The sequence below is a fragment of the Nocardia sp. NBC_01009 genome, assembly GCF_045208035.1.
Classification (GTDB): Bacteria; Actinomycetota; Actinomycetes; order Mycobacteriales; family Mycobacteriaceae; genus Nocardia.
Genome location: NZ_CP108695.1, coordinates 5,935,429 through 5,958,708, shown reverse-complemented (window position 1 = coordinate 5,958,708; position 23,280 = coordinate 5,935,429). Strand labels below are relative to the sequence as shown.

Below are 23,280 nucleotides of genomic sequence, written 5' to 3'. Positions count from 1 at the left end.
GTCCAGTGGTGGTGACCGATCGCCGCGCGTTGGCGCCGATTCCCGCCGGGCTGACCTTCGCTCAGGCCGCCGCGATTCCGGTGGCGTTCCTCACCGCCTACTACGCATTGCACGAACTCGGACAGGTCCGGGCGGGGATGCGCATTCTGGTGCACGCCGCGACCGGCGGTGTCGGCATGGCGGCGGTGGCACTGGCACGGCATTGGGGGTTGGAGGTCTTTGCCACCGCCGGCCCCGGCAAGTGGGCTGCGTTGCGCGCCATGGGGTTCGACGAGGCTCATATCGGCTCGTCGCGCACCGTCGAATTCGAGAGCCGGTGCCGTGCGCGGTTCGGTTCGGCCGGAGCGGATATCGTGCTCAATTCGCTCACGGGCGATTTGCTCGACGCCTCACTGCGGCTGATCGCGCCCGGCGGCACATTCATCGAGATGGGCAAGGCCGATCCCCGTGATCCCGAGCGTGTGGCGGCCGAATACGGCGGAGCCCGCTATCGTGCGTTCGATCTGGCCGCGGCCGATCCAAATCGGCTACAGCGGATGCTGTGTGAGGTCGTCGCGCTGTTCGACTCGGGCACGTTGCGCCCGTTGCCGATTCGCGCATGGGACCTGCGTGAGGCTCCCGCCGCCTACCGGTTCATGGCACAGGCGCGGCACGTCGGAAAACTCGTATTGACCGTGCCCCGGCCGATCGACCCGGCGGGAACGGTGTTGATCACCGGCGGAACCGGAATGCTCGGCGCCCTGCTGGCCAAACATATGGTCGCCGAATACGGCGTCCGGCATCTGCTGCTGATCAGCCGGCGAGGACCGGCGGCCGCCGACGCGGATGCCGTCACCAGGGAGCTGGAGGCGCTGGGCGCCAGTGTCACCCTGGCGGCGTGCGACGTCGCGGATCGGGACGCCCTGGCAACCGTCCTGGCGGGAATCCCGGCGCAGCACCGGTTGACGGCCGTGATCCATGCCGCCGGAGTCCTCGATGACGCGGTCTTCGAGGCGGCGACCCTGCAGGGGCTGGACGCGGTGATGCGGCCGAAGGTGGATGCGGCGTGGCATTTGCACGAGCTCACCCTGGACGCCGATCTGGCCGCGTTCGTTCTGTTCTCCTCAGTGGCGGGCGTGGTGGGCGCGCACGGTCAAGCGAACTATGCGGCTGCCAACGTATTTCTGGACGGGTTGGCGCAGCACCGAAGGCACCGGGGTCTGCCGGCGGTGTCGATGGCATGGGGTCGGTGGGCCCAGGCCAGTGCGATGACAGGTCACCTCGATGGCCGGGACCAGGCTCGATTGAGTCGGGGCGGCATTGTCGCGCTGTCCGCTCAGGAAGGACTGCGACTGTTCGACACGGCGGTGACGACCACCCGTGCGGTGGTGGTGCCCGCGCGGATCGATACGGCCGCCATCGCGGCATCGGATGACATCCCGGCTCTGGTGCGCCTGCTGGTGCCCGACCGCCGAGCTGTTCGTCCGGAGCGAGTGCCGGTCGGCGTGGCGTCCGCCGGTGACACCGCCGCCGAACGGGAGCAGCGGATGCTCGCGGCGATCGTTGAACACGCAAGTGCCGTGCTCGGTTCCACCGACCGGCAGCCGGTGCAGGTCGACCGCTCGTTCACCGAGCTCGGCTTCGATTCGCTCAGCGCGGTGGAGTTCCGCAATCGGCTGCAGCGGGCAACCGGCGTCCGAATGCGTGTGACGGCGGTGTTCGACTATCCGACGCCGGCGGCCCTGGCCCGGCACTTGACCGCCGACAGCGCGCAGTCGCCCTCGGCAACGCCGCCGGCGGGCGCGGTCGCCCGGCCGAGCGACCATGATCCGATCGTCATCGTGGGCAGCAGCTGCCGGTATCCCGGCGGGGTGGACTCCTCCGATGCGCTGTGGGACATCGTTACTCAGGGCCAGGACGTGCTGAGCGGATTCCCCGAAGACCGCGGGTGGAACCTGGCCGAGCTCTATCATCCGGACCCCGATCACACCGGTACGACCTACACCCGTACCGGCGGCTTCCTCAACGGCGTGGCCGAGTTCGACGCCGAGTTCTTCCGCATCAGCCCGCGTGAGGCGCTGGCGATGGATCCGCAGCAGCGTTTGTTGCTCGAGGCGTCGTGGGAAGCGCTGGAACGCAGCGGGATCGACCCGGCGTCCTTGCAGGGCAGCGCGACCGGCGTGTACGCGGGCATCACGTACGCGGACTACGCGGCCCGGCTGCTGAATCAGGCGCCACCCGAAGCCGAGGCGTACTTGAGCGAAAGCTCCACGCTCAGTGTGGGATCCGGTCGGATCGCCTACTTCTTGGGTTTGCAGGGGCCAGCGCTGACCGTGGATACGGCGTGCTCGTCCTCGCTGGTCGCGCTCCATCTGGCGGTACAGGCCCTGCGGTCGGGTGAATGCTCGATGGCGTTGGCCTGCGGCGCGACGATCATGGCTTCGCCGGGGGTGTTCGTCGGGTTCGCGCGCAAGCGCGGGCTTGCGCCGGATGGCCGATGCAAGGCCTTCGCGGACGCGGCTGACGGCACCGGGTTCTCCGAGGGCGTGGGCGTTGTTGTGCTGGAACGTCTTTCGGACGCCGTGCGGTTAGGTCATCCCGTGTTGGCGGTGGTGGCCGGCTCTGCGGTCAACCAGGACGGGGCCAGCAATGGCCTCACGGCGCCCAATGGTCCGGCGCAGCAGGGGGTCATCCGTGCAGCCCTGGCGGATGCCGGCCTGGCATCGAACGAGATCGACGCGGTGGAGGCGCACGGCACCGGCACCACGCTGGGCGATCCGATCGAGGCGCAGGCGCTGCTGGCCACCTACGGGCAGGATCGTCCGGCCGATCGACCGTTGTGGCTGGGTTCGGTGAAGTCGAATATCGGCCATACCCAGGCTGCTTCGGGTCTGGCGGGTGTCATCAAGATGGTGGAAGCCCTCCAGCGTGGTGTGCTGCCCGCGACATTGCATGTGGACCGGCCCAGTCGGCACGTCGATTGGGACGCCGGTGTGGTCAGCCTGCTCACCGAGGCGCGGGAGTGGCCGGCCGTGGGGCGTCCTCGTCGTGCCGGCGTGTCGTCTTTCGGGCTCAGCGGTACCAACGCGCACGTAATTCTGGAGCAAGCGCCCACTGAAGACTTATGAGGCCGACACAAGCAGCTGCCCCGCAGTGGAGACGCGGGCGTGCTCGATGAGTGCCTCCACCGCCGATCAGATCGAGCTGAAGGAGGTCGTCACCATCCCCTGAACCAATCCGCTACAGGTCGGACACCACCACGGTTCCCGACCTTTCTGCTAACTGCCGGCCCGGCCGAAATATGCGTCGAGGACTGCCGTGCGAGCGACCCACACACCTTCGACCAGATCGCCTCCGACAACCGTTCTCCGATGCGCTCGTCGACGTCGTGTACACCGTGCGCGTCCGCGAGCCGATCCCCGAGGACTGGCCGTTGATGGTCGGTGACGTGCTGACGAACCTGCGTGCAGCCCTGGACCATTCGGTGTACGGGCACGCCGAGAGCCGCAACCAGCTCACCGATAAGCAGCGGAAGGCGCTGTGCTTCCCAATCATCGAGAAGGTCGAGACGTGGGACAACCGAAGTCCGGGTCGCCGGTCACCCTCGCGCGGCTGCTCGACCCCAAAGTGTTCGGCGTGATCGAGAAGCGCCAGCCGATCCGCATCGGCGCCTCGACCAACCCGCTAGCCATCCTCAACGAGCTGGTCAACGGCGATAAGCACCGCGAACTCCGAGCTATCACCTACTACCATCGCACCTTCCGCGTCGTGGACACCGTCGCCGAGGCCGTCGCGGTTACCCCGATGGTCTGCGAGATGACCGACGGTGCGGCCCTGGCCCGTGTCACCGCCAAACGTCCTCTGCAGCGGAGGCCCATTTCTCGTTTGCACAAAGGTGCACGCGAACGTCGAGTTCGGATTCGCAGAAGAGATGCACATCCCCTCCCAGCAGATGGGGTTCACCCTGCTCGACCCCCTCGAAAACCTTACGGCTGCGGTCGACGTCATCCTCCGCGAACTGCAACACGTCGGCTGCTGATCCGTCCTCCTGGCCTGCCCCAGACGAGAGGTGTTGCGCCACAGTGGGTTGTCTCGTATGTTGGCAGCCGGCCATATGCCTTCGAGCAATAGCAATGTGGGTGCGCGGAATGCATTGTCGGGCTGTGTGTGTCGCCGCTCGGTGCTCGGGCGTCCGCGTTATCGCGGCCTCGACGCGACTTCTTGGATGAGGTGCAGCAGGGCGCGAGCAGCAGTCGGCGTGAGGCCAGGTGGATCCTTCGGGACGATGACTTTGAGTTCCATTGAGCTCGCGCTGCCATGCGATCGGTGTGTGGGAGTCGACCGGGCGGTCTGGACCGAGGAGTCGACCGGGCGAACGTTCTGCATACGGCCACCTTATGATCGGTGTGGCGAGTGGGGCCGCATCTCAAGGGAGGGCCTCGACCGATATCTGGAGAGCTGGAAAGACATCCGCGATATGACTGTCCATGATCCGCCGGGTCGACGCGCCCGCTTCTTTGGATTTTCTCAGCCGAACCCGAATTGAACCCCCACAGGGCCTCTGACTGGAGCCCTTTGCGCAGGTCCAGGTGGACCTGCCATCGGGGCCCAGTCACCAGCTCGGGGCGCGTGGTTTCGGGTGCGATGTGCATGACCAGGCTGGATTCGACCATCCCGGCGTGGTGGTCGTCGCTGCGGGCGACGCCGGTGTCGCGGGCCAGGGTATTGCGGAAGTCTTCTCCGACAACGTCCCACCAGTTCACGACCATGATCCGGGCATCGGGGACCGCGGCGATGACTTCCCGGGCCGCTTCACTGAGGAAGCTGATGTTGTCGATCGCCGAGTTCACGATCACGATCCGCCGAGCGCCCTCGCTTGCCAGCGAGAGCAGTACTTCGGTGAGCGAGCATTGAGCACTACCCGCTCGGACACGAATTTTCTGGCGCTGCAAACCAGACTGATCGAACTCGGACGCCACGAGGCTGCCGACATCGCTCCATACAGCTGGGAGGCGCCTCCCAGTGCGTAAGTCAACACCCTTCAGGAATTGGAGTGCCCACCTCAAGTTGTCTTGCTGTTGGCTGGAGCCCGCTGAGCAGGTGAAAGTTCTGATGCACAAGAATTAGGTCGCAGTGACGCTCTAGGGAGTGTGTAACTGACATCTCACCCCCGCGAGTTGTGCGACCTCTTCGCGTCGTAGTCCGGGGACTCGGCGTTCACCGCCGAAAACCGTCACACCGGCTTGCTCGGGAGTCAGGCGGGCACGCATTCCGGTGAGGAACTGCTGTACTGCCGAGGTCCATGCGATTGAGGTAGCTCTCGAAAGCCCCTGGTGGGAGTGTCTGCCAGTATCCCTTTGGCGGAAGCGACACACCCGGGGGTAACGCTGGTGACTCTCACCGCGTACCGAATGAGTCATAGCGATGGGGCATGACCGAGAATGTGATCACTCTGAACAACGGTGTGAACATGCCTGCCGTCGGGCTCGGCGTGTTCCAGACCCCGCCCGAGGTCACGACCGCCGCCGCGTACCTCAATGAACGCGAGGTCGGTACGGGTATCCGTCATTCGGGTATCGCCCGTGACGAGGTGTTCATCGAGACGAAAGTGTGGATCAGCGATTACGGGTATGACGCCACGACACACGCGTTCGACAAGGCCGTGGGCAAGCTCGGCGTGAATCAGCTCGATCTGTTGATCCTGCATCAGCCGCTGCCGAGCCGTTTCGACCTCACCCTCGACGCCTACCGGGCGTTGGAGAAACTCCTGGCGGACGGCAAGGTGACCCTGAACGCCCGCGTCTCGCGCATCACCCTGATCCGCGAACTCGGCAACTCGCTGGATATGGCTGCCGCGCATGCAATCCGGGAAGCCGCCGAACGGACTACCCGATGGGCCGCCGACGGCACCATCCGGGTCGCCGTGATCGCGGCACGCGGCTCCACCTTCTGCGTCGGCGGCGACCTGATCTGTTGGAGAGCGGTGGACCGGACGGGACGTCCGCTTACGATGGTCCGCGGCACTTCGATTGCAAGCCCTCGCGCACCGAGGATATTGCGGGCGTGTGGGATTCGGCCGCTACGAAACATGCGGACCTACCTGCGATTGAAAGAGCGCGCACAGGCCTTCCGTGCCGATCCCGAAGTGCGGCAGGCTCTTTCGGAATCGGGTGTCGCCGACCTGCGCACCCCGGCCCTCGCGCCCGGCGAAAACTACGTCGATCTGCTGGCCGATCCGGCGCTGGCCGAATTCGATGCCGACAAGTCTGCTCAGCGTGGGTACGGGTTCGTCCGGCTGAACCAGCTGGCGCTGGAACAGCTGCTGGGCGCACCGCACCGGATCGGTCCCGGTGGCCTCGTTCGCGGTCACCAAATTGCGCTGGCTGGCCGAGCGTGAGCCCGTCAACCTGGCCCGTACCGCTCGCCGTCGATGTACGGAACCAGCACGACACCGCCCGCCCAGGGTTGGGCGTCACAGGATGCGCTGAGCCATAGCGGATTCGCCTCGATCTGGCTCGGAAGACCCGCGAGCCCGACCCGCGGTCGTGTCCCTCGAGCGTCATTGGCCACAGTTGTCGCGCCAAGCGTCCCGAGTGCGATCCTCCCGCGCACGTCCACCAGCGGTAATGGTCCGGTCCAGGCACTCGGAATGCGCGTACCACTTGACACCACCATAGTGTCGTGGGTAACAATGTGCGCGTTAACATAGCTGGGAGTAATACATGGCTCACAAGTCCAACGGCATCAATCGGCGCAGTTTTCTCGCGGTAGCAGGCGGATCCCTCGTTCTGCTGGCGGCAGCCTGTTCCGTCGACACCGGCTCGGATTCCTCGGGCGGCACGGGTGCTCGGATCGGAATTTCCATGCCCACCAAATCCTCCGAACGATGGGTTGCCGATGGGAACAACATCGTCGGTCAGTTCAAAGCGTTGGGTTACACCACTGATCTGCAGTACGCCGAGGACGTCATCGAGACGCAGGTGTCGCAGTTGGAGAACATGCTGACCCAGGGCGCGAAGGCGCTGGTGATCGCTGCGATCGACAACAAGTCGCTGACCGGGGTGCTGGCCAAGGCCAAGCAGCAGAAGGTCGCCGTCATCGCCTACGACCGACTCATCCGCGACACCGCGAATCTCGACTACTACGCTACCTTCGACAACTCCAAAGTCGGTGCGCTGCAGGCGAGTTACATCGTTGACCACCTCGGCATCCCGGAGGGCAAGGGGCCGTTCAATATCGAACTGTTCGCCGGCTCGCCGGACGACAACAACACCTACTACTTCTTCAACGGCGCCATGTCGGTGCTGAAGCCGCATATCGACAGCGGCAAGCTGGTAGTCCGGTCCGGCCAGACCAAGATCGACCAGGTGACCACGCTGCGCTGGGACGGCGCCACCGCCCAGTCCCGCATGGAGAACCTGCTCTCGGCCCACTATGCCGGGGCCAATATCGATGCCGTGCTCTCGCCCTATGACGGCCTGTCCATCGGCATCCTCTCCGCGCTGAAGTCCGTCGGCTACGGTGGCGCCAAGAAGATGCCGATCGTCTCCGGCCAGGATGCGGAGAAGGCCTCGGTCAAGTCGATCATCGCGGGCGAGCAGTCGCAGACCGTCTTCAAGGACACCCGCGATCTCGCCAAACGTGCCGTGCAGATGACCAATGCGATCCTTACTGGCGGCACCCCGGAAACCAACGACACCAGCACCTACGACAACGGCGCGAAGAAGGTGCCGTCGTATCTGCTGCAGCCGGTATCGGTGGACAAGGACAACTACAAGCAGACGCTCATAGACACCGGTTACTACACCGAAAAGGACCTGCAGTAGGTCGGGCGGAAAGGCAGGTACCGCCCATGACCGGGCACATTCTCGAAATGCGCGCCATCACCATGGAATTCCCGGGTGTCAAGGCCCTCGACGAGGTCGACTTCGCGGTCGCTCGCGGCGAGATACACGCGCTGGTGGGGGAGAACGGCGCTGGAAAGTCCACGCTGATGAAGGTGTTGTCGGGTGTCTATCCCCATGGCGCCTACTCGGGCCGAATCGTCATGGACGGCGACGAGATGGCCTTCAAGGACATCCGGCACAGCGAGGACGCGGGTATCGCGATCATCCATCAGGAACTGGCGTTGGTGCCGCAGCTGTCGATCGCGGAGAACATCTTTCTCGGCAACGAACGGTCCCAGGTTGGTTTCGTCGACTGGCAGGAGACCAATCGGCAGGCCATGCTGCTGATGGAGCGGGTCGGGCTGATAGAGGATCCCGAAACTCTGGTCGCCACACTGGGTGTCGGCAAGCAGCAGCTGGTGGAGATCGCCAAGGCGATGGCCAAGCAGGTGCGGTTGCTGCTGCTCGACGAGCCGACCGCGGCGCTGAACGAGACCGACAGCGCCAGCCTGCTCGCGTTGCTGAAAGAGCTTCGCGAGCAGGGGATTACCTCGATCCTCATCTCGCACAAGCTGAACGAGGTGCTGGAGGTCGCCGATACCATCACCGTGCTGCGGGATGGGCACACCATCGAAACCCTTACTGCCGGTGTGGAAATCACCGAGGACAGGATCATCAAGGGCATGGTGGGCCGCGATCTGGACCACCGTTTTCCGCCGCGCCCGGCGCCGGAGATCGGCGAGGTATTCTTCGAAATCGAGGATTGGACCGTCGATCATCCGACCGCCGCCGGACGGGAAGTGGTACGGAAGGCGAATCTTAAGGTGCGCCGCGGCGAGATCGTCGGCCTGGCCGGGCTGATGGGCGCCGGACGCACCGAGCTGGCGATGAGCGTCTTCGGCCGCTCCTACGGTCGCAATATTCGCGGCACTGTCCGCAAAGACGGTGCGCCCATCCGCGTTTCGACGGTGCAGGACGCGATCGCCGCCGGGTTGGCCTATGTGTCCGAGGATCGCAAGCAGTATGGGCTGATCCTCGACGAGGACATCAGGCGCAACCTTACGCTGGCCAATCTCGGTGCGGTGTCGAAATATTCGGTGATCGACATGCACGCCGAGGTGGCGGCCGCCGAGGCGCTGCGCACCCAGCTGACGGTGAAGGCGCCGTCGGTGTTCGGCAAGGTCGGCACGCTCTCGGGCGGCAACCAGCAGAAGGTGGTGCTCGGCAAGTGGATCTTCACCGAACCTGACCTGCTGATTCTCGACGAGCCCACCCGCGGCATCGACGTCGGCGCCAAATACGAGATCTATCTGATAATCCAGCGCCTTGCCGCGGAAGGCAAAGGCGTGCTGGTCATTTCGTCGGAGCTACCAGAACTGCTCGGCCTGTGTGATCGCGTCTACGCGATGAGCCAGGGCCGCATCACCGGCGAGCTACCGGCGGCCGAAGCTACCCAGGAGACAATTATGCGACTGATGACCCGCGGCGCCGCCGGATCGGAGGAGCCGGCGGCATGACCCTGATCGACAAACTCGAGGACAGCGAGCAGGCCGAGGATATCGTCGCCAAGGCGGCCGCCGCCAAACCGGCAGGGGCGCTGAAGACAGTACGAAACAGCTTGCGCGGCAACGTCCGTCAATACGGCATGATCGTGGCGCTGGTGGCGATCACGCTGCTGTTCCAGATCCTGACCACGCTGCAACTCTCGGACGGCGTCAGCCTGCTGACCCCGCTCAACGTCACCAATGTGATCCTGCAGAACGGCTACATCCTGGTGCTGGCCATCGGCATGATGCTGGTGATCATCAACGGGCACATCGACCTTTCGGTGGGATCCGTGTGCGCGCTGGTCGGCGCGCTCACCGGTATCGCCATCGTGCAGTGGCATGTGCCGTGGCCGCTGGTGGTGCCCGCCGGGCTGGTGCTGGGCGCGATAATCGGTGCCTGGCAAGGGTATTGGATCGCCTACGTGAAGATCCCGTCGTTCATCGTCACCCTGGGCGGCATGCTGCTGTTCCGCGGTCTGGCGCAGCTGTTCCTGAAAGGACAGTCGATCGGGCCGTTCCCGCAAGGGTTCATCAAGATCGCGGGCGGCTACCTGCCCAACTGGCTGCCGATCCAGGCGCTGGTGTTCGACGGGTTCTCCCACGGCATCGTGGTGCGCCTGAAAACCGGTGAGCTGCACGGACCTACGTTGCTGCTGGGCTTCGCGGCCATCGCGGCACTGGTGTGGTCGCAGCTGCGGGTGCGCCAGCGGCGCCGGTCCTACGGGATGCCCGCCGGTCCTCGATCGCTGTTCATCGCCCGGATGGTGGCGCTCGGCGTGTTGATCGGGGCATTCAGCTTCGTGCTCGCCTCCTACAGCGGGCTGCCGGTGATCGGGCTGATCCTGGTGGTACTGATCGTCGCCTACTCCTTCGTCATGAACCGCGCCGTCATCGGCCGGCGCATCTACGCGGTCGGCGGCAACGAGAAGGCCGCGGCGCTGTCCGGCGTGAACACCAAGCGCAATACCTTCTGGGTGTTCGTGAACATGGGCGTGCTTGCTGCGCTGGCGGGCATCATCTTCGCGGCCCGGCTCGGCGCGGCCACCCCCAAGGCCGGCCAGAACTTCGAATTGGACGCCATCGCAGCGGCTTTCGTGGGCGGCGCGTCAGCGAGCGGCGGCATCGGCACGGTGGTCGGCGCGATCGTCGGTGCGCTGGTCATGGGTGTGATGAACAATGGCATGTCGATGCTCGGGGTGGGCAGCGACTGGCAGTTGGTGATCAAGGGCCTGGTCCTGCTCGCCGCGGTCGCCTTCGACGTCTATAACAAGAAGCGCGCCACCGGATGAGTGCCGAAGTCACTGCTGCGCAACAGAGTTCAGCGGAGCGGGGGCACACGGATGCCGCGTTCGGCGTACGCACGCAACAGGCCGAGCGCCATATGGTCGTTGGCGGCGAAGACCGCGGTGACGTCGGGGTGGTCGGCCAGCACCTGGTCAGCCTCGTAACCCGAACGGGCGCTCCAGTCGCCGCCGATCATCGACGGGACCTTCCGCCCGGCGTCGGTGAGCGTGTTGCGTCAGCCATCGACGCGATCCCAGGTCTTGAGCCAGCCGTCGGGACCCGAGAGGTGCCAGACGGTTTCGTGGCCGAGGTCGAGCAGGTGCCGCACGGCCAGCTGGGCGCCCTCGTACTGGTCTACCGATGCCGAGGGCAGGCCGGCGTCTGGTCCGGCTTCCACCGCGGCGACCGGCAGCCCGGCGGGCAGGTCGTGCAGCGCGCCCACGGTGGCCAGCAGTGGGGCGATCACGATCACGCCGTCGACGCCCTGGTCGGCGAGAGTGTTCACCGCGTCCAGCAACTCGGCCGGGCTGATCCGTTCCGGTGTGACGATGCTGACGCCGGAATGGGCGGCGCGGGCGGCCCGTTCGCTGCTGAGCAGCATGCTGGCCGGGCCGTAGAGCACTGTGTCGAAAGTGACCACGCCCAGCACTTTCGAGCACCCGCCGACCAGCCCGCGCGCCATGGCGTTGGGCCGGTAACCCAATTCCTCGATCGCGGCCAGGACCCGTTCCCGGGTTTCCGGGCGCACCTGGGCGCTGTCGTTGAGCACCCGGGAGACGGTCTGGTGGGAGACGCCCGCGAGGCGGGCGACATCGACCATGACGGCTCCCTGTTATTCATCCCCCGGCCTTCACGGCGAAACCCCGCTCGTCGACGTTTTCAAATGTGAGCGCTAACATCATCGGACGAACACATCAGACCAACGAAAGGAGTCCCGCGAATGCCTGATCTGACGGTATGGAGTGTGGACCCCCGAACGGACACGCGCCGCACACGGGTCGGGACCGAAGCCGATGCTGCACAGGTCGACCGGGTGGTGCGCGCGGCCCACGCGACGCGCGACGCGCTCGCCGACCGCGACCGCCGCGCCTGGTTCCTGCGCGCTGCCGCCGATGTCCTCGACGCCGACATCGACCGTCTCGCCGCGGAGGGCGACGCCGAAACAGCGTTGGGTCTGCCCCGCATGCGATCCGAAATCGGGCGCACCACAGGGCAATTGCGCGCCTTCGCCGACGTCGTCGAAGCTGGCGGATACCTCGGCATCATCATCGACCACGCGGACGGAGCCAAGCCTGATCTACGGCGGTACCAGGTGCCGCTCGGCGTGGTGGCGGTCTATTCGGCATCGAATTTCCCCTTTGCCTTCTCGGTCGCTGGCGGCGATACCGCGAGTGCTTTGGCGGCAGGCTGCCCGGTCGTGGTGAAAGCGCATCCCGATCACCCGGCCACCTCCGAGCTGACCTTGTCCGCGCTGCGCGGGGCGGCGACCGAGGTCGGGCTGCCCCCCGAGGTGGTCGGACTCGTGCACGGTTTCGAGGCGGGCGTACGACTGGTCCAGCATCCGCTGGTCACCGCAGCGGGATTCACCGGATCGGTGCGCGGTGGACGTGCACTGCATGATGCGGCGGCGGCGCGTCCGACGCCGATTCCCTTCCACGGTGAACTCGGATCGCTCAACCCGGTGGTCGTCACCGCGGCCGCGGCCGCCGAGCGCGCCGAAGCCATCGGCGCCGGACTCGCCGGAGCGATGACCCTCGGCGTCGGACAGTTCTGCGTCAAACCCGGTCTGGTACTTGCTCCTTCCGGCCCGCACGGCGATCGGCTGGTCGGTGCGCTCACGGGCGCATTGGACACAGTCGAACTGGGCGTTCTGCTCGATCACCGCATCCGGGACAACTTCCTGCGGGGCGTCACCGAACGCGCCGAACTGAAGGGCGTCGAGGCCGCGCCCGCACCCGGCGCGGCCGGTGAGCACGCGGTGCGCGGGGGAGCGTTCACGATTGCCGCGAGCGAACTCGCCGACGGCGAGCACGAACCGCTGTTCGAAGAGTGCTTCGGCCCGGTCACCGTCGTGGTGCGATACGACACGGACGAGGAGATCCTCGCGACGCTGGACCGAGTCCCCGGCAGCCTCACCGCCACCGTCCACATCGCCGAAAATGAGAGCACCGGAACCGAATCCACTGCCCGCCTGCTGGCGCGTCTCCCGGAAATCGCCGGGCGCATCGTCATCGACGACTGGCCGACCGGCGTGGCGGTGACCGCGGCCCAGCATCACGGGGGCCCCTACCCGGCCTCCACCTCCACCTCGACCTCGGTTGGAGCCACCGCGATCGAACGGTGGCTGCGCCCGGTGGCCTACCAGAACACTCCGGAACGGCTGCTGCCCCCGGAACTACGCGACGACAACCCGCTCGGCCTGCCCCGACGCGTCGGCGGGCCGAAGAAGATGGATGGATAGCTATGCGGATCAGCAAGATCGAGACTCACGTCGTCGGGACGCCATGGCGCAACCTCACTTACGTGCTGGTGCACACCGATGAGGGGATCACCGGTGTCGGCGAGGCCCGCATGCTCGGCCACACCGACGCACTGCTGGGGTATCTCCAGGAGGCGCAGCACAATCACGTCCTCGGCTCGGATCCGTTCGCGGTCGAGGATCTGGTGCGGCGCATGAAGTACGGCGATTACGGACGGGCCGGGGAGATCGTCATGTCCGGCATCGCCGCTATCGAGATGGCCTGCTGGGATATCAAAGGCAAGGCGCTGGGAGTGCCGGTCTGGCAGTTGCTCGGTGGCGCGGTCACCCATCGGGTCAAGGCTTACGCCAATGGCTGGTACACCACCGAACGCACCCCGCAGGCGTATGCCGCGGCGGCCCGGGGCGTTATCGAAAAGGGTTATCGCGCACTGAAAATCGATCCGTTCGGCGCCGGGCACTTCGAACTGTCGCACGCCGAGACCATGACCGCGGTCGCCTTGATCGAGGCGGTGCGTGACGCGATCGGTCCGGAGACCGAGCTGATGCTGGAGATGCACGGTCGGTTCAGCCCCGCCACAGCGGTGCGCCTGGCCCGGGAACTGGCACCGTTCCGGCCCGCCTGGCTGGAGGAGCCGATTCCACCGGAAAACCTCGCGGCACTGTTAAAAGTGGCCGCCAAGACCGATATTCCGATCGCCACCGGTGAGCGCATCCACGACCGCATCGAATTCCGGGAACTGTTCGACACCCAGGCTGTGGACATCATCCAACCCGATCTGGGCCACATCGGCGGTATCTCCGAGACTCGGAAACTCGCCGCCACCGCCGAGACGCACTACATGCTGGTGGCGCCGCACAATGTCGGCGGCTCCGTGCTCACGGCCGCGTCGCTGCAAATCGGTTTCAGCACACCGAATTTCAAGATCCTCGAACACTTCAACGATTTCGCCGACGCCGAGATCAAGAAGGTGGTCACCGGTGCGCCCGAGGTGATCGACGGCTACTTCCACCGCCACGACCGACCCGGGCTGGGAGTCGAATTCGACGCCGACGCGGCGGCCGAATTCCCGCAACAGCGCGCACATTTCGATCTGTGGGCCGACGGCTGGGAGAAACGTGCTCCGGCAGGGGCGCGGTGAGGGGCGGACAGGCGCTGGTGGTCGACGGGCCGGACACCTTCGAGCTGGTCCCGCATCTGCCACGTCCGCCCGCGCACGGTGAGGCGCTGGTGCACGTGCACGCAGTCGGCATCTGCGGCAGCGACCGTGAAATCGTGCGCGGCACCCGACCGGCGGGATATGTGCGGTATCCGGTGATTCCCGGCCACGAGTGGTCCGGCACGGTCGCTGCGGTCGGCGCCGAGGTGCCCGTGGACCTGGTCGGCCGCAAAGTGGTGGGCGAAGGGTTCCGCAATTGCCAGCGCTGCGACCGTTGCCGTGGCGGCGAAACCTCCTTGTGCACAGCGGGATACGAGGAAACCGGGTTCACCCAGCCGGGCGCGATGGCGGCGACACTGACCCTGCCCGCGCGGTTGCTGCACGTGCTGGACTCCGACGCCGACCTGACCGCGGCCACGCTGATGGAGCCTGCGGCGTGTGCGGCGGCGGCGGCCATGTGCGCCGGGGTCAGGCCTGGTGAGCGGGTCGCCGTCGTCGGCACCGGTACGCTCGGCTTGCTGACGGCCCAACTGCTCGCGGCAACCTCACCGGCAGCGCTGCTTGCGGTCGGACGTCACCCCCAGCATGCCGGTCGAGCGTTCGCGTTCGGCGCGACCGAGTTCCGTTTGGCCGAGAATCTGTCCGATCAAGGCGAATTCGATGTCGTCGTGGAGGCGGCTGGAGCCCCGGGCAGTGCCGCCGCGGCCGCGGCACTGCTGCGCCGCGGCGGACGTCTGGTGCTCACCGGGATTCCGGCAGCGGGCGCGATCGGTCTCGATCCCACTGACCTGGTTGTGCGACAGGTGCAGGTGCGCACGGTATTCGGCGCACCACCGGCGGCCTGGACCCATGCGGTCCGCGCGTTCAGCGCCGGGATTCTCGACTCGCGGCCGCTGATCACGCATCGAATGTCGTTGCTGGACTTCCCTATGGCCATGAAGCTGCTCGACTCCGGCGACCCGGCGGTCGGCAAGGTGCTGCTCTTTCCCGACCCCGCCGAACTGTGACGGAATTCCCCGTCGGTTCACCCGATCTCCGCCGATCCGAAGGACTCTCGATGACAGATACCCGAATTCCCCGACTGCCTGGGCACTCTCAGCTGAACTTGCTCGGACTAGCTGTGCCCCAGCCACGTTTGGAGGACGCCTCGCCGCATTGCTTTCCCGATGGCGGGCAGTGGCGCACCGAAATTCCCTCCGTGGAGGGACCCGAGGCACTGGCGGCGGTGCTCGCCGAGTCCCACCGGCTCGACGTACCGATCCATCGGATCAGCCAGGGCAGCGGCATCTGGATGCTCACCGACGCCGAGATCACCGAGATGGTCGACGCCTGCGCAACCCGCTATATCGAGCTCTGCCTGTTCACCGGACCGCGCGCGACCTGGGACATCGGCGCGGGGACCCGGACACCGGCCGGTGGCACCGGCCCACGGGCTCTGGGGCACAGCGGGTTGGCGGGCTGCGTCGAGGATGCCGTGCGCGCCATCGAACTCGGTGTGCGCTGCATCCTGGTCGCCGACGAAGGCGTGCTGTGGGTGCTGCATCAGCTGCGCGCGGCCGGAAATCTGCCCGCCGACACGACATTCAAACTGTCGGCTCTGATCGGGCCGGTGAACCCCGCCGCCGTCGCAGTCTACGAACGGCTGGGCGCGGATTCGATCAACGTGCCCTCGGATCTCACCGCCGCGCACTTCACCGAAATCCGGCGCACCAGCCGGGTCCCGCTCGATCTCTACGTCGAAACCCCCGACGATCTGGGCGGCTACGTGCGCATGTACGAAGCGGCGGAGCTGATTCGGCGGGCCGCGCCGATCTACCTGAAGTTCGGCCTGTCCAAGGCTCCCGGCATCTATCCCTCTGGTGCGCATCTGCGCGAGACCGTGGTCGCGACCGCGCGGGAAAGGGTGCGGCGCGGGCGGCTGGTCCTGGATCTGCTGCGGCGGCTCGACTCCGACGGCGGGATGTCGCCGCTCGGCGCCCGGCTGCCCGGTGAACTCGAGCGCTTCCCGGTGCCGGAATCGGCTGTGGCGCTGAGCTGATGGAGATCCTTACCTCGGTGCTGGCCGAGCTCGGTGAGGGGCCGACCTGGGATAGCGCCACGCGCCGACTGCTGTGGATGGACATCCTGGACTGCCGAGTCCACTGCCTGGATCCCGAATCCGGTGCGGTCGAATCCATTACTGTCCCACAGCATGTCGGTGCGGCTAAGCCGCGCAGCGGTGGCGGACTGGTGCTGAACCTGCGTGATGGCATCGGCCTGCGTGGCCCGGACGGTTCGTTCGACTGGCTGTTTCACGATCCGGTCGCCGGACGACGCGGCAACGACGCCGCCGTCGCTCCGGACGGCGCGCTGTGGGCAGGCACCATGCGCTACGACGAGACGCGCGGCGGCGGTACGCTCGCCCGGATCGCACCCAGCGGCACGGCCGAGACGGTCCTCGGCAATGTCGCGGTGAGCAACGGCATCGGCTGGAGTCCAGACGGCCGGCGCATGTATTACATCGATTCCTCGACCGGACGCATCGATACTTTCGATTTCATCGACGGCCATGCCCATAACAGAAAGCCTTGGGTCACCATCGAATCCGGTGCCGGCTGGCCCGATGGACTCACCGTGGATGCCGCCGGGGCGATCTGGGTGGCGCTGTGGGACGGCGGCGCGGTTCGCCGCTACACTCCGCACGGCCGCCTCGATCGGGTCGTGGAGCTGCCGGTACCGCGGACCACCGCGTGCGCTTTCGGCGGTGCCGAATTGACCGACCTCTATGTCACCACTGCCCGAATAGGGTCGTCCCCAGACAATTCGGCGGCAGGGCGTCTGTTCGTTCTTCCCGGAGTGGGACAGGGCCTGACTCAGCCTGCATTCCAGGGCTGACTCCCACCGGCACATGGAGCCCGACGCCGTCCGCGTCGAGCCGCAATCGGGGCGCCCAATGGAGCGAACATGACGCCGTGGTTGGTCTCCGCACAGTCGCCGCTCATCGTCGAGTCGAGCTGGACCTGGGATCGCCTCTGAGGCGGTCTCGTCGAGATCGTCGACGGCGCACCGAGATTCGGATCAATGTGCGCGCGGCGCGGTGGTGCTGTCGCGCGCGATGAGTATGGGCACGACCTGCGGGGATTCGGGTGGCGCCCCGTCAGATTCGATGAGCCTCAACAACATTCGCATGCTGCAGCGGCCGACCTCGTCGAAGTCCTGGCGCACCGTGGTCAATGGCGGCGACAGGTAGGCCGCTTCGGGGATGTCGTCGAACCCGACGACAGAGATGTCCTCCGGCACCCGCAGCCCGCCTTCGGCGAGGGCCCGCAACAACCCAAGTGCCATCTGATCATTGGCGGCGAAGACCGCGGTCACCCCGGGTTGTGCGGCCAGCACCGGGCCTGCCTCGTACCCGGATCGCGCGCTCCAGTCTCCGGCGATGATCGGCGGCACCACCGCGCCCGCGGCCTGCAGAGTCTGCCGCCACCCGTCCACGCGGTCACGGGACTCGAGCCAGCCATTGGGACCCGAGATGTGCCAGACGGTTTCGTGTCCCAGGTCCAGCAGGTGCTGCACGGCCAGCCGTGCGCCCTCGACCTGGTCCACGGACGCGGACGGCAGACCGGCGTCCTGCCCGGCCTCCACGGCGACGGCAGGCAGCGTGGCGGGCAAGCTGTGCAGCGCCGCCGCCGCGACCACGAGCGGCGCGATGATGATGACGCCGTCCACTCCCTGGTCGGCCAATGTCTCGACTGCGTCGAGGACTTCGGCGCGGTCGGCGCGCTGCAAGGTCGCGATGCTGACGCCGTAGTGCGCTGCCCGTGCCGCGCGCTCGATGCCGAGCAGCATAGACGCCGGGCCGTAGAGGACGGTGTCGAAAGTGACCACTCCCAGCACTTTCGAGCGGCGGCTCGCCAGGCCGCGGGCCATGGCATTGGGCCGGTAGCCGAGTTCCTCGACCGCGCGCAGCACCCGCTCGCGGGTCTCCGGGCGCACCCGCGGGCTGTCGTTGAGCACTCGGGAGACGGTCTGATGGGAGACCCCTGCCCGCTTGGCCACGTCGATCATGACCGCGGGCCGGTTACGCTGCGTGGCAGCGCCATCGGCAACTCTCTCGTTGTCCCTCACATGCGCGCCCTTTCGGCTGTCTCGTCCGGATTGAACCAGAGTACGGGTTCGATCTGACTCTTGACGAAATTAATGTGAGCGTTAACACTATCAGGACCTTTCCCATCGTCAATTGTTCGCCGCAAGGGAGACACCTCGTGTTCAAGAGGCTCGTCATCGCCGTCAGCGCTCTCACTCTCACCACCGCCGCGGTGGCCGGCTGCGGAAGCAGTTCGGGAGGTGGTGGAACCACCCTCGGATTCTCCCAGGTCGGAGCCGAGAGCGGCTGGCGCACCGCCAATACCCAATCCATCCAGGACTCCGCCAAGGATGCCGGGATCAATCTGAAATTCGCTGACGCGCAACAGAAGCAAGAAAACCAGATCAAGGCGATCCGGTCGTTCATCCAGCAGCACGTCGACGTCATCGCCTTCTCGCCGGTGGTCGAATCCGGGTGGGACACCGTGCTGAAGGAGGCCAAGGACGCCAAGATCCCGGTCATCCTCACTGATCGCGCCGTCGATTCCAAGGATTCCTCGCTGTATGCCACCTTCCTCGGCTCGGACTTCGTCGAGGAGGGCAAGAAGGCCGCGCAGTGGGTGGTCGACACCTACAGGGGCTCGAATGGGACCGTTAACATCGCCGAGTTGCAGGGCACCACGGGTTCCGCCCCTGCCATCGATCGCAAGAAGGGCTTCGCCGACCTGATTTCGGCGGATCCCAAATTCAAGATCGTCGCCTCGCAGACCGGCGATTTCACCCGCGCTAAGGGCAAGGAGGTCATGCAGGCGTTCCTGGCCTCGCACCAGAAGATCGATCTGCTGTTCGCCCACAACGACGATATGGCCCTGGGCGCGATCCAAGCCATCGAGGAGGCCGGTCTGAAACCCGGTAAGGACATCAAGATCGTATCCATCGATGGTGTGCACGACGCGCTACAGGCTCTTGTCGACGGCAAGGAAAGCTATGTCGTGGAATGCAATCCGCTGCTCGGCCCGCAACTGATGGACCTGTTCAAGAAGGTCAAGGCGGGGCAGTCGGTGGAGCATCGCATCGTCACCACCGAAACCACCTTTACTCCCGAACAGGCCGCCGCGGCATTGCCAAGCCGCAAGTACTGATCGAAGCTGCGGATTGCTCGAAGATACTGAGGTGCAAGCGATGTCGGACTCCACGACCGCGCCGCTGCTGTCGATGACCGGGATCGGCAAGCGATTCGGCGCGGTGACCGCGCTGACGGCGGTGAACCTGCGACTGTTCCCCGGGGAGATCCACGCCTTGGTCGGGGAGAACGGCGCGGGCAAATCCACTCTCATCAAGGTGCTCACCGGGATTCACCCCGCCGAAGCCGGAACCATTCTGTTCGACGGGCAGCTGGTGCGCTTCACCGGGCCGCAGCAGGCCCAGCGCGCTGGGGTGAGCACCGTCTACCAGGAGGTGAACCTGTGCCCGAATCTCTCGGTCGCGGAGAACATCTACATCGGCAGGGAACCGCGTCGGGCCGGACTGGTGCGCTTCCGTGCCATGCGGCGGGCGGCAGCGGCGCTGGTGACCCGGATGGGGCTGGAGGTGGATGTCGCCGCGCCGCTCGGCTCGTATTCGCTTGCGGTGCAACAGCTCATCGCCATCGTGCGGGCCGTCGACCTGAACGCGCGTGTGCTGGTGCTGGACGAACCCACCTCGTCATTGGACGCCGGTGAGGCGGGGCAGCTGTTCGCGCTCATGCGCCGCCTGGCCACCGATGGGGTCGCGATCCTGTTCGTCACCCATTTCCTAGATCAGATCTTCGCCCTGTGCGATCGGGCGACGGTGCTGCGCAACGGAACCCTGGTGGGGGAGTACGCGGTAGCCGAGCTGACCCACAAGACCCTCGTCGCCCGCATGCTCGGCAGCGCGGCTGGAACCCTCGAAGAAATAAAAAGGGAGAGCGCACAACACGACGGGCCGCGCACTCGCACCGGCGACCCCGAGCCGCTGCTCACCGCCACCGGGGTGAGCGGGCGGCGGAACGCGGTCGCGCCCTTCGACCTGACGGTGCACGCGGGCGAGGTGGTCGGCCTGGCAGGGCTGCTCGGGTCCGGGCGCACCGAGACGGTTCGGCTGCTGTTCGGGGCCGATCGCGCGGCAACGGGCAGCGTCGCGATGACCGGCGCGAACGCCCCGCTGCGATCACCGCGCACCGCGGTCGCCCACGGCGTGGCCTTCTGCCCCGAAGATCGCAAGACTCAAGGGTTGATCCTCGAGTTGTCGGTGGCGGAGAACATCCTGCTTGCCGCACAGGCCGCGCGCGGCTGGGCCAGGCCGATCCCGGCCCGCAAGCGGGCGGAATGGGTATCGAAATACATTGCGGCCCTGCGTATCACCCCCGCCGATCCGACCCTTCCGGTCAAGGCCCTCTCGGGCGGGAATCAGCAGAAAGTCCTGCTGGCGCGATGGCTGGTGACGCAGCCGCGGCTGCTGATCCTTGATGAGCCCACCCGCGGCATCGATATCGGCGCCAAGACCGAGATTCAGCGCCTGGTGCTGTCGTTATCCGCGGAAGGAATGGCCGTGGTGTTCATTTCCGCCGAATTGGAGGAGGTGCTACGTCTGTCCAACAAGGTCGAAGTGCTGCGCGACCGCCGACTGGTCGCTGAGCTGCCCAACGACGCGGCACTGACCATGAATCGGCTCATGGAAACCATTGCAAGCGGGGCGATCTCATGAGCGCCCGGGCATCCGCACTGATCCGCCACCGCCTGGTGTGGCCCGTGGCCGCGCTGCTGGTGCTGCTGGCCGTGGATGTCGTGCACACCCCCGGTTTCCTGGCCGTGCGTATGCAGGATGGTCATCTCTACGGCGGTCCGATCGACATCCTGCGCTATGGCGCCCCGCTGGTACTGATCTCGGTGGGTATGACCCTGGTCATCGCCACCCGGGGAATCGATCTGTCGGTGGGCGCGGTGGTCGCCATCGCCGGGGCACTGGCCTGCCTGCGCATCGAGAAGCTGTCGGATCCGGGATCGGTGGGCGGCGTGCTCGCGGCTGTCGGGGTGGCCGTTGTCGTGGCCGCGGCATTGGGACTGTGGAATGGCATCCTGGTGGCGCGCTTCCGGATTCAACCGATCGTGGCCACACTGATTCTGATGGTGGCCGGGCGCGGTCTGGCCCAGCTGATCACCCAGGGGCAGATCATCACCGTCAATAGCGGTCCGTACCACGTGATCGGCGCGGGCTTCCTGCTCGCCGTGCCGGTGCCCGTGCTGATCGCGGCCGCGGTCACGGTGCTGGTCGCGTTGCTGCTGCGGCGCACCGCCCTTGGCCTGCTGCTGGAATCGGTCGGCGGCAATGCCGAGGCCTCGCGGCTGGTGGGAATCCGGGCGGCCGGGCTGATCGCGGGGGTGTACGTGGTGTGCGCCTGCTGCGCGGCGGTGGCCGGTCTCATGATCAGCTCCAATGTCTCGGCCGCCGACAGCAACAACGCCGGTTTGTGGATCGAGCTCGACGCCATCCTCGCTGTCGTGCTCGGGGGCACGGCGCTCACCGGAGGCCGGTTCCATCTCGGCGGAACAGTATTGGGCGCGTTGGTGATTCAGACACTGACCACCACCATCTACACCATCGGCGTGCCGCCGGAGACCACGCTGCTGTTCAAGGCGCTGGTCGTGATCGCGGTCTGCCTGGTCCAATCACCGGTGTTCCGGGCCAAGGTGTTCCCCGCCCGCCCGGACCGGCAGCGTGCGGCACCGACCGCACCCGACACCGAAGACGGCGTGGTAGCCGCCGCGCCCAGCGAACCGGAAGCGGTCCACCGATGAACACACACGTCGTCGACGAGGCCGAACGGCCGGTCTCGGAGCTGAAAAGCCTTGTGCTGCAGGGTCAGCGCTATACGCCCGTGCTGGTAACCGCGGCGCTGTTCGTGATCATGTACGGCGTCGGCGTCGCGCGCTACCCGGCGTTCGGCTACCCGCAGGTCTTCGTGAACCTGTTCATCGACAACGCCTTTCTGCTGGTGCTGGCCGTCGGCATGACTTTCGTGATCCTCACCGGCGGCATTGACCTGTCCGTCGGTGCGGTCCTGGCCGTGAGCACCGTGATCTCGGCGTGGTTGGTCACGGTGTACCACTGGCCGGCCCCGGTGGTGATGGCACTGATCCTGGTGGGCGGCACCGTGTTCGGCGCGGGCATGGGCGCGGTGATCCACTACTTCGAGATCCAGCCGTTCATCGTCACCCTGGCGGGCATGTTCCTCGCCCGCGGGCTGTCCTATGTGATCAGCACCGACTCGATCACCATCACCGACCCCACCTACACCCACCTGGCCCAGCAGCGCATCCATCTGGGCTCCACCGTCTTCGTCTCGGTGGGCATGCTGGTGGCGCTCGCCGTAGTGGCAGCTGCCTTCGTGGTGCTGCACTACACCCGTCTCGGTCGCACCGTCTATGCCCTCGGCGGCAACGAGCAGTCCGCGGTGATGATGGGACTTCCCTTGGCGCGCACCAAGATTGCCGCCTATGCCATCAGCGGTGGCTGCTCGGCCCTTGGTGGTATCTTGTTCACCTTCTACACCCTCTCCGGGTGGAGTCTGCACGCGGTCGGCATGGAATTGGATGCCATCGCTGCGGTGGTCATCGGCGGCACGTTGCTCTCTGGCGGCACCGGATTCGTCCTGGGTACCGTGCTCGGCGCCCTGACCCTCGGCGTCATCCAGACCATCATCAGCTTCCAGGGCACCCTGAGCTCCTGGTGGACTAAGATCGTCATCGGCACCCTGCTGCTGGTATTCATCCTGCTGCAGCGTGTCCTTGGCAGCCGCGGCCGCGGGCAAGGCTGAGTCCCTACGGGTAAATGGATTTGCCCGCCTCGCGCGCTCTCCA

The 23,280-nt window shown here is 66.3% G+C and carries 17 protein-coding genes and 3 pseudogenes; 16 read left to right on the top strand and 4 right to left on the bottom strand.

Translation table 11 applies throughout. The features are described 5' to 3' along the window. Nucleotides 1-197: 197 nt before the first annotated feature. The 3 genes and pseudogenes from OHA42_RS26760 to OHA42_RS26750 all read left to right on the top strand — a co-directional run. Nucleotides 198-3,092, top strand: a pseudogene (locus tag OHA42_RS26760) (SDR family NAD(P)-dependent oxidoreductase); the annotation flags it as partial. A gap of 275 nt (nucleotides 3,093-3,367) precedes the next feature. Beyond that, on the top strand, nucleotides 3,368-3,619 hold the full coding sequence (locus tag OHA42_RS26755; protein ID WP_406230578.1) for a hypothetical protein: 252 nt from the start codon (nucleotides 3,368-3,370) through the stop codon (nucleotides 3,617-3,619). A gap of 255 nt (nucleotides 3,620-3,874) precedes the next feature. Continuing rightward, nucleotides 3,875-4,018: a hypothetical protein gene (locus OHA42_RS26750; RefSeq protein ID WP_406239919.1), complete on the top strand. Its 144-nt coding sequence runs from the start codon at nucleotides 3,875-3,877 to the stop codon at nucleotides 4,016-4,018. Here the strand turns inward: OHA42_RS26750 and OHA42_RS26745 are convergent. Continuing rightward, nucleotides 3,984-4,958 carry a creatininase family protein gene (locus OHA42_RS26745; protein ID WP_406230577.1) on the bottom strand — a complete coding sequence of 325 codons (975 nt, stop codon included), beginning with the start codon at nucleotides 4,956-4,958 and terminating at the stop codon, nucleotides 3,984-3,986. The two genes, OHA42_RS26750 and OHA42_RS26745, sit on opposite strands and share 35 nt — an antisense overlap. Before the next feature lie 186 nt (nucleotides 4,959-5,144). Further along, nucleotides 5,145-5,249: pseudogene (locus OHA42_RS26740) on the bottom strand (transcriptional regulator); the annotation flags it as partial. 161 nt (nucleotides 5,250-5,410) lie between these two features. On the opposite strand from OHA42_RS26740, the gene OHA42_RS26735 reads away from it, so the two are divergent. The 4 genes from OHA42_RS26735 (at nucleotide 5,411) to mmsB (ending at nucleotide 10,701) form a co-directional block, all read left to right on the top strand. Then, nucleotides 5,411-6,376: an aldo/keto reductase gene (locus OHA42_RS26735; RefSeq protein WP_406230576.1), complete on the top strand. Its 966-nt coding sequence runs from the start codon at nucleotides 5,411-5,413 to the stop codon at nucleotides 6,374-6,376. A gap of 325 nt (nucleotides 6,377-6,701) precedes the next feature. Then, nucleotides 6,702-7,805 (top strand): multiple monosaccharide ABC transporter substrate-binding protein, encoded by a 1,104-nt coding sequence (gene chvE / locus OHA42_RS26730; RefSeq protein WP_406230575.1) that lies wholly within the window; start codon nucleotides 6,702-6,704, stop codon nucleotides 7,803-7,805. A gap of 26 nt (nucleotides 7,806-7,831) precedes the next feature. Beyond that, on the top strand, nucleotides 7,832-9,382 hold the full coding sequence (gene mmsA, locus OHA42_RS26725; RefSeq protein ID WP_406230574.1) for a multiple monosaccharide ABC transporter ATP-binding protein: 1,551 nt from the start codon (nucleotides 7,832-7,834) through the stop codon (nucleotides 9,380-9,382). Beyond that, a complete protein-coding gene (mmsB, locus tag OHA42_RS26720; protein ID WP_406230573.1) occupies nucleotides 9,379-10,701 on the top strand; it encodes a multiple monosaccharide ABC transporter permease in 1,323 nt (440 codons plus the stop codon). Before mmsA ends, mmsB begins: the two co-directional genes overlap by 4 nt. 29 nt (nucleotides 10,702-10,730) lie before the next feature. On the opposite strand, the pseudogene OHA42_RS26715 reads toward mmsB, so the two are convergent. Then, nucleotides 10,731-11,516, bottom strand: a pseudogene (locus OHA42_RS26715) (LacI family DNA-binding transcriptional regulator). A gap of 120 nt (nucleotides 11,517-11,636) precedes the next feature. On the opposite strand from OHA42_RS26715, the gene OHA42_RS26710 reads away from it, so the two are divergent. Genes OHA42_RS26710 through OHA42_RS26690 form a run of 5 tightly spaced genes read left to right on the top strand, consistent with a single transcriptional unit; the run spans nucleotide 11,637 to nucleotide 17,209 of the window. Further along, nucleotides 11,637-13,157 (top strand): aldehyde dehydrogenase (NADP(+)), encoded by a 1,521-nt coding sequence (locus tag OHA42_RS26710; protein ID WP_406230572.1) that lies wholly within the window; start codon nucleotides 11,637-11,639, stop codon nucleotides 13,155-13,157. Between the two features lie 2 nt (nucleotides 13,158-13,159). Then, entirely contained in the window at nucleotides 13,160-14,317 is a 1,158-nt protein-coding gene (locus tag OHA42_RS26705) for a mandelate racemase/muconate lactonizing enzyme family protein (RefSeq protein WP_406230571.1), read from the top strand. Next, nucleotides 14,314-15,342, top strand: a complete 1,029-nt coding sequence (locus OHA42_RS26700; RefSeq protein WP_406230570.1) for a zinc-binding dehydrogenase — start codon at nucleotides 14,314-14,316, stop codon at nucleotides 15,340-15,342. The genes OHA42_RS26705 and OHA42_RS26700 overlap by 4 nt, the downstream gene beginning before the upstream one ends. A 50-nt stretch (nucleotides 15,343-15,392) precedes the next feature. Further along, a complete protein-coding gene (locus OHA42_RS26695) occupies nucleotides 15,393-16,373 on the top strand; it encodes a hypothetical protein (RefSeq protein ID WP_406230569.1) in 981 nt (326 codons plus the stop codon). After that, on the top strand, nucleotides 16,373-17,209 hold the full coding sequence (locus tag OHA42_RS26690) for an SMP-30/gluconolactonase/LRE family protein (protein ID WP_406230568.1): 837 nt from the start codon (nucleotides 16,373-16,375) through the stop codon (nucleotides 17,207-17,209). Before OHA42_RS26695 ends, OHA42_RS26690 begins: the two co-directional genes overlap by 1 nt. Before the next feature lie 183 nt (nucleotides 17,210-17,392). Here OHA42_RS26690 and OHA42_RS26685 read toward each other — a convergent pair whose 3' ends face one another. Further along, the gene (locus OHA42_RS26685) at nucleotides 17,393-18,442 is read right to left on the bottom strand and encodes a LacI family DNA-binding transcriptional regulator (RefSeq protein WP_406230567.1); all 1,050 of its coding nucleotides are present in this window, start codon (nucleotides 18,440-18,442) and stop codon (nucleotides 17,393-17,395) included. Between the two features lie 137 nt (nucleotides 18,443-18,579). Between OHA42_RS26685 and OHA42_RS26680 the strand changes: the two genes are divergently transcribed. From OHA42_RS26680 to yjfF, 4 genes are read left to right on the top strand one after another with little or no spacing between them, the layout of a single operon-like run. Then, entirely contained in the window at nucleotides 18,580-19,542 is a 963-nt protein-coding gene (locus OHA42_RS26680; RefSeq protein ID WP_406230566.1) for an ABC transporter substrate-binding protein, read from the top strand. Nucleotides 19,543-19,582: 40 nt separating this feature from the next. Continuing rightward, nucleotides 19,583-21,127 carry a sugar ABC transporter ATP-binding protein gene (locus tag OHA42_RS26675; protein WP_406230565.1) on the top strand — a complete coding sequence of 515 codons (1,545 nt, stop codon included), beginning with the start codon at nucleotides 19,583-19,585 and terminating at the stop codon, nucleotides 21,125-21,127. Continuing rightward, nucleotides 21,124-22,218: an ABC transporter permease gene (locus OHA42_RS26670; protein ID WP_406230564.1), complete on the top strand. Its 1,095-nt coding sequence runs from the start codon at nucleotides 21,124-21,126 to the stop codon at nucleotides 22,216-22,218. Before OHA42_RS26675 ends, OHA42_RS26670 begins: the two co-directional genes overlap by 4 nt. Then, nucleotides 22,215-23,237, top strand: a complete 1,023-nt coding sequence (gene yjfF, locus OHA42_RS26665) for a galactofuranose ABC transporter, permease protein YjfF (RefSeq protein ID WP_406230563.1) — start codon at nucleotides 22,215-22,217, stop codon at nucleotides 23,235-23,237. Before OHA42_RS26670 ends, yjfF begins: the two co-directional genes overlap by 4 nt. The last annotated feature ends 43 nt before the right edge of the window (nucleotides 23,238-23,280 follow it).

Bases quoted from the DNA above. Each gene is read 5' to 3' on its own strand.
- OHA42_RS26705 (WP_406230571.1), top strand. From the start codon at position 13,160: ATGCGGATCAGCAAGATCGAGACTCACGTCGTCGGGACGCCATGGCGC.
- OHA42_RS26670 (WP_406230564.1), top strand. From the start codon at position 21,124: ATGAGCGCCCGGGCATCCGCACTGATCCGCCACCGCCTGGTGTGGCCC.
- OHA42_RS26675 (WP_406230565.1), top strand. From the start codon at position 19,583: ATGTCGGACTCCACGACCGCGCCGCTGCTGTCGATGACCGGGATCGGC.
- OHA42_RS26695 (WP_406230569.1), top strand. From the start codon at position 15,393: ATGACAGATACCCGAATTCCCCGACTGCCTGGGCACTCTCAGCTGAAC.
- yjfF (WP_406230563.1), top strand. From the start codon at position 22,215: ATGAACACACACGTCGTCGACGAGGCCGAACGGCCGGTCTCGGAGCTG.
- OHA42_RS26735 (WP_406230576.1), top strand. From the start codon at position 5,411: ATGACCGAGAATGTGATCACTCTGAACAACGGTGTGAACATGCCTGCC.
- mmsA (WP_406230574.1), top strand. From the start codon at position 7,832: ATGACCGGGCACATTCTCGAAATGCGCGCCATCACCATGGAATTCCCG.
- chvE (WP_406230575.1), top strand. From the start codon at position 6,702: ATGGCTCACAAGTCCAACGGCATCAATCGGCGCAGTTTTCTCGCGGTA.
- OHA42_RS26690 (WP_406230568.1), top strand. From the start codon at position 16,373: ATGGAGATCCTTACCTCGGTGCTGGCCGAGCTCGGTGAGGGGCCGACC.
- mmsB (WP_406230573.1), top strand. From the start codon at position 9,379: ATGACCCTGATCGACAAACTCGAGGACAGCGAGCAGGCCGAGGATATC.
- OHA42_RS26710 (WP_406230572.1), top strand. From the start codon at position 11,637: ATGCCTGATCTGACGGTATGGAGTGTGGACCCCCGAACGGACACGCGC.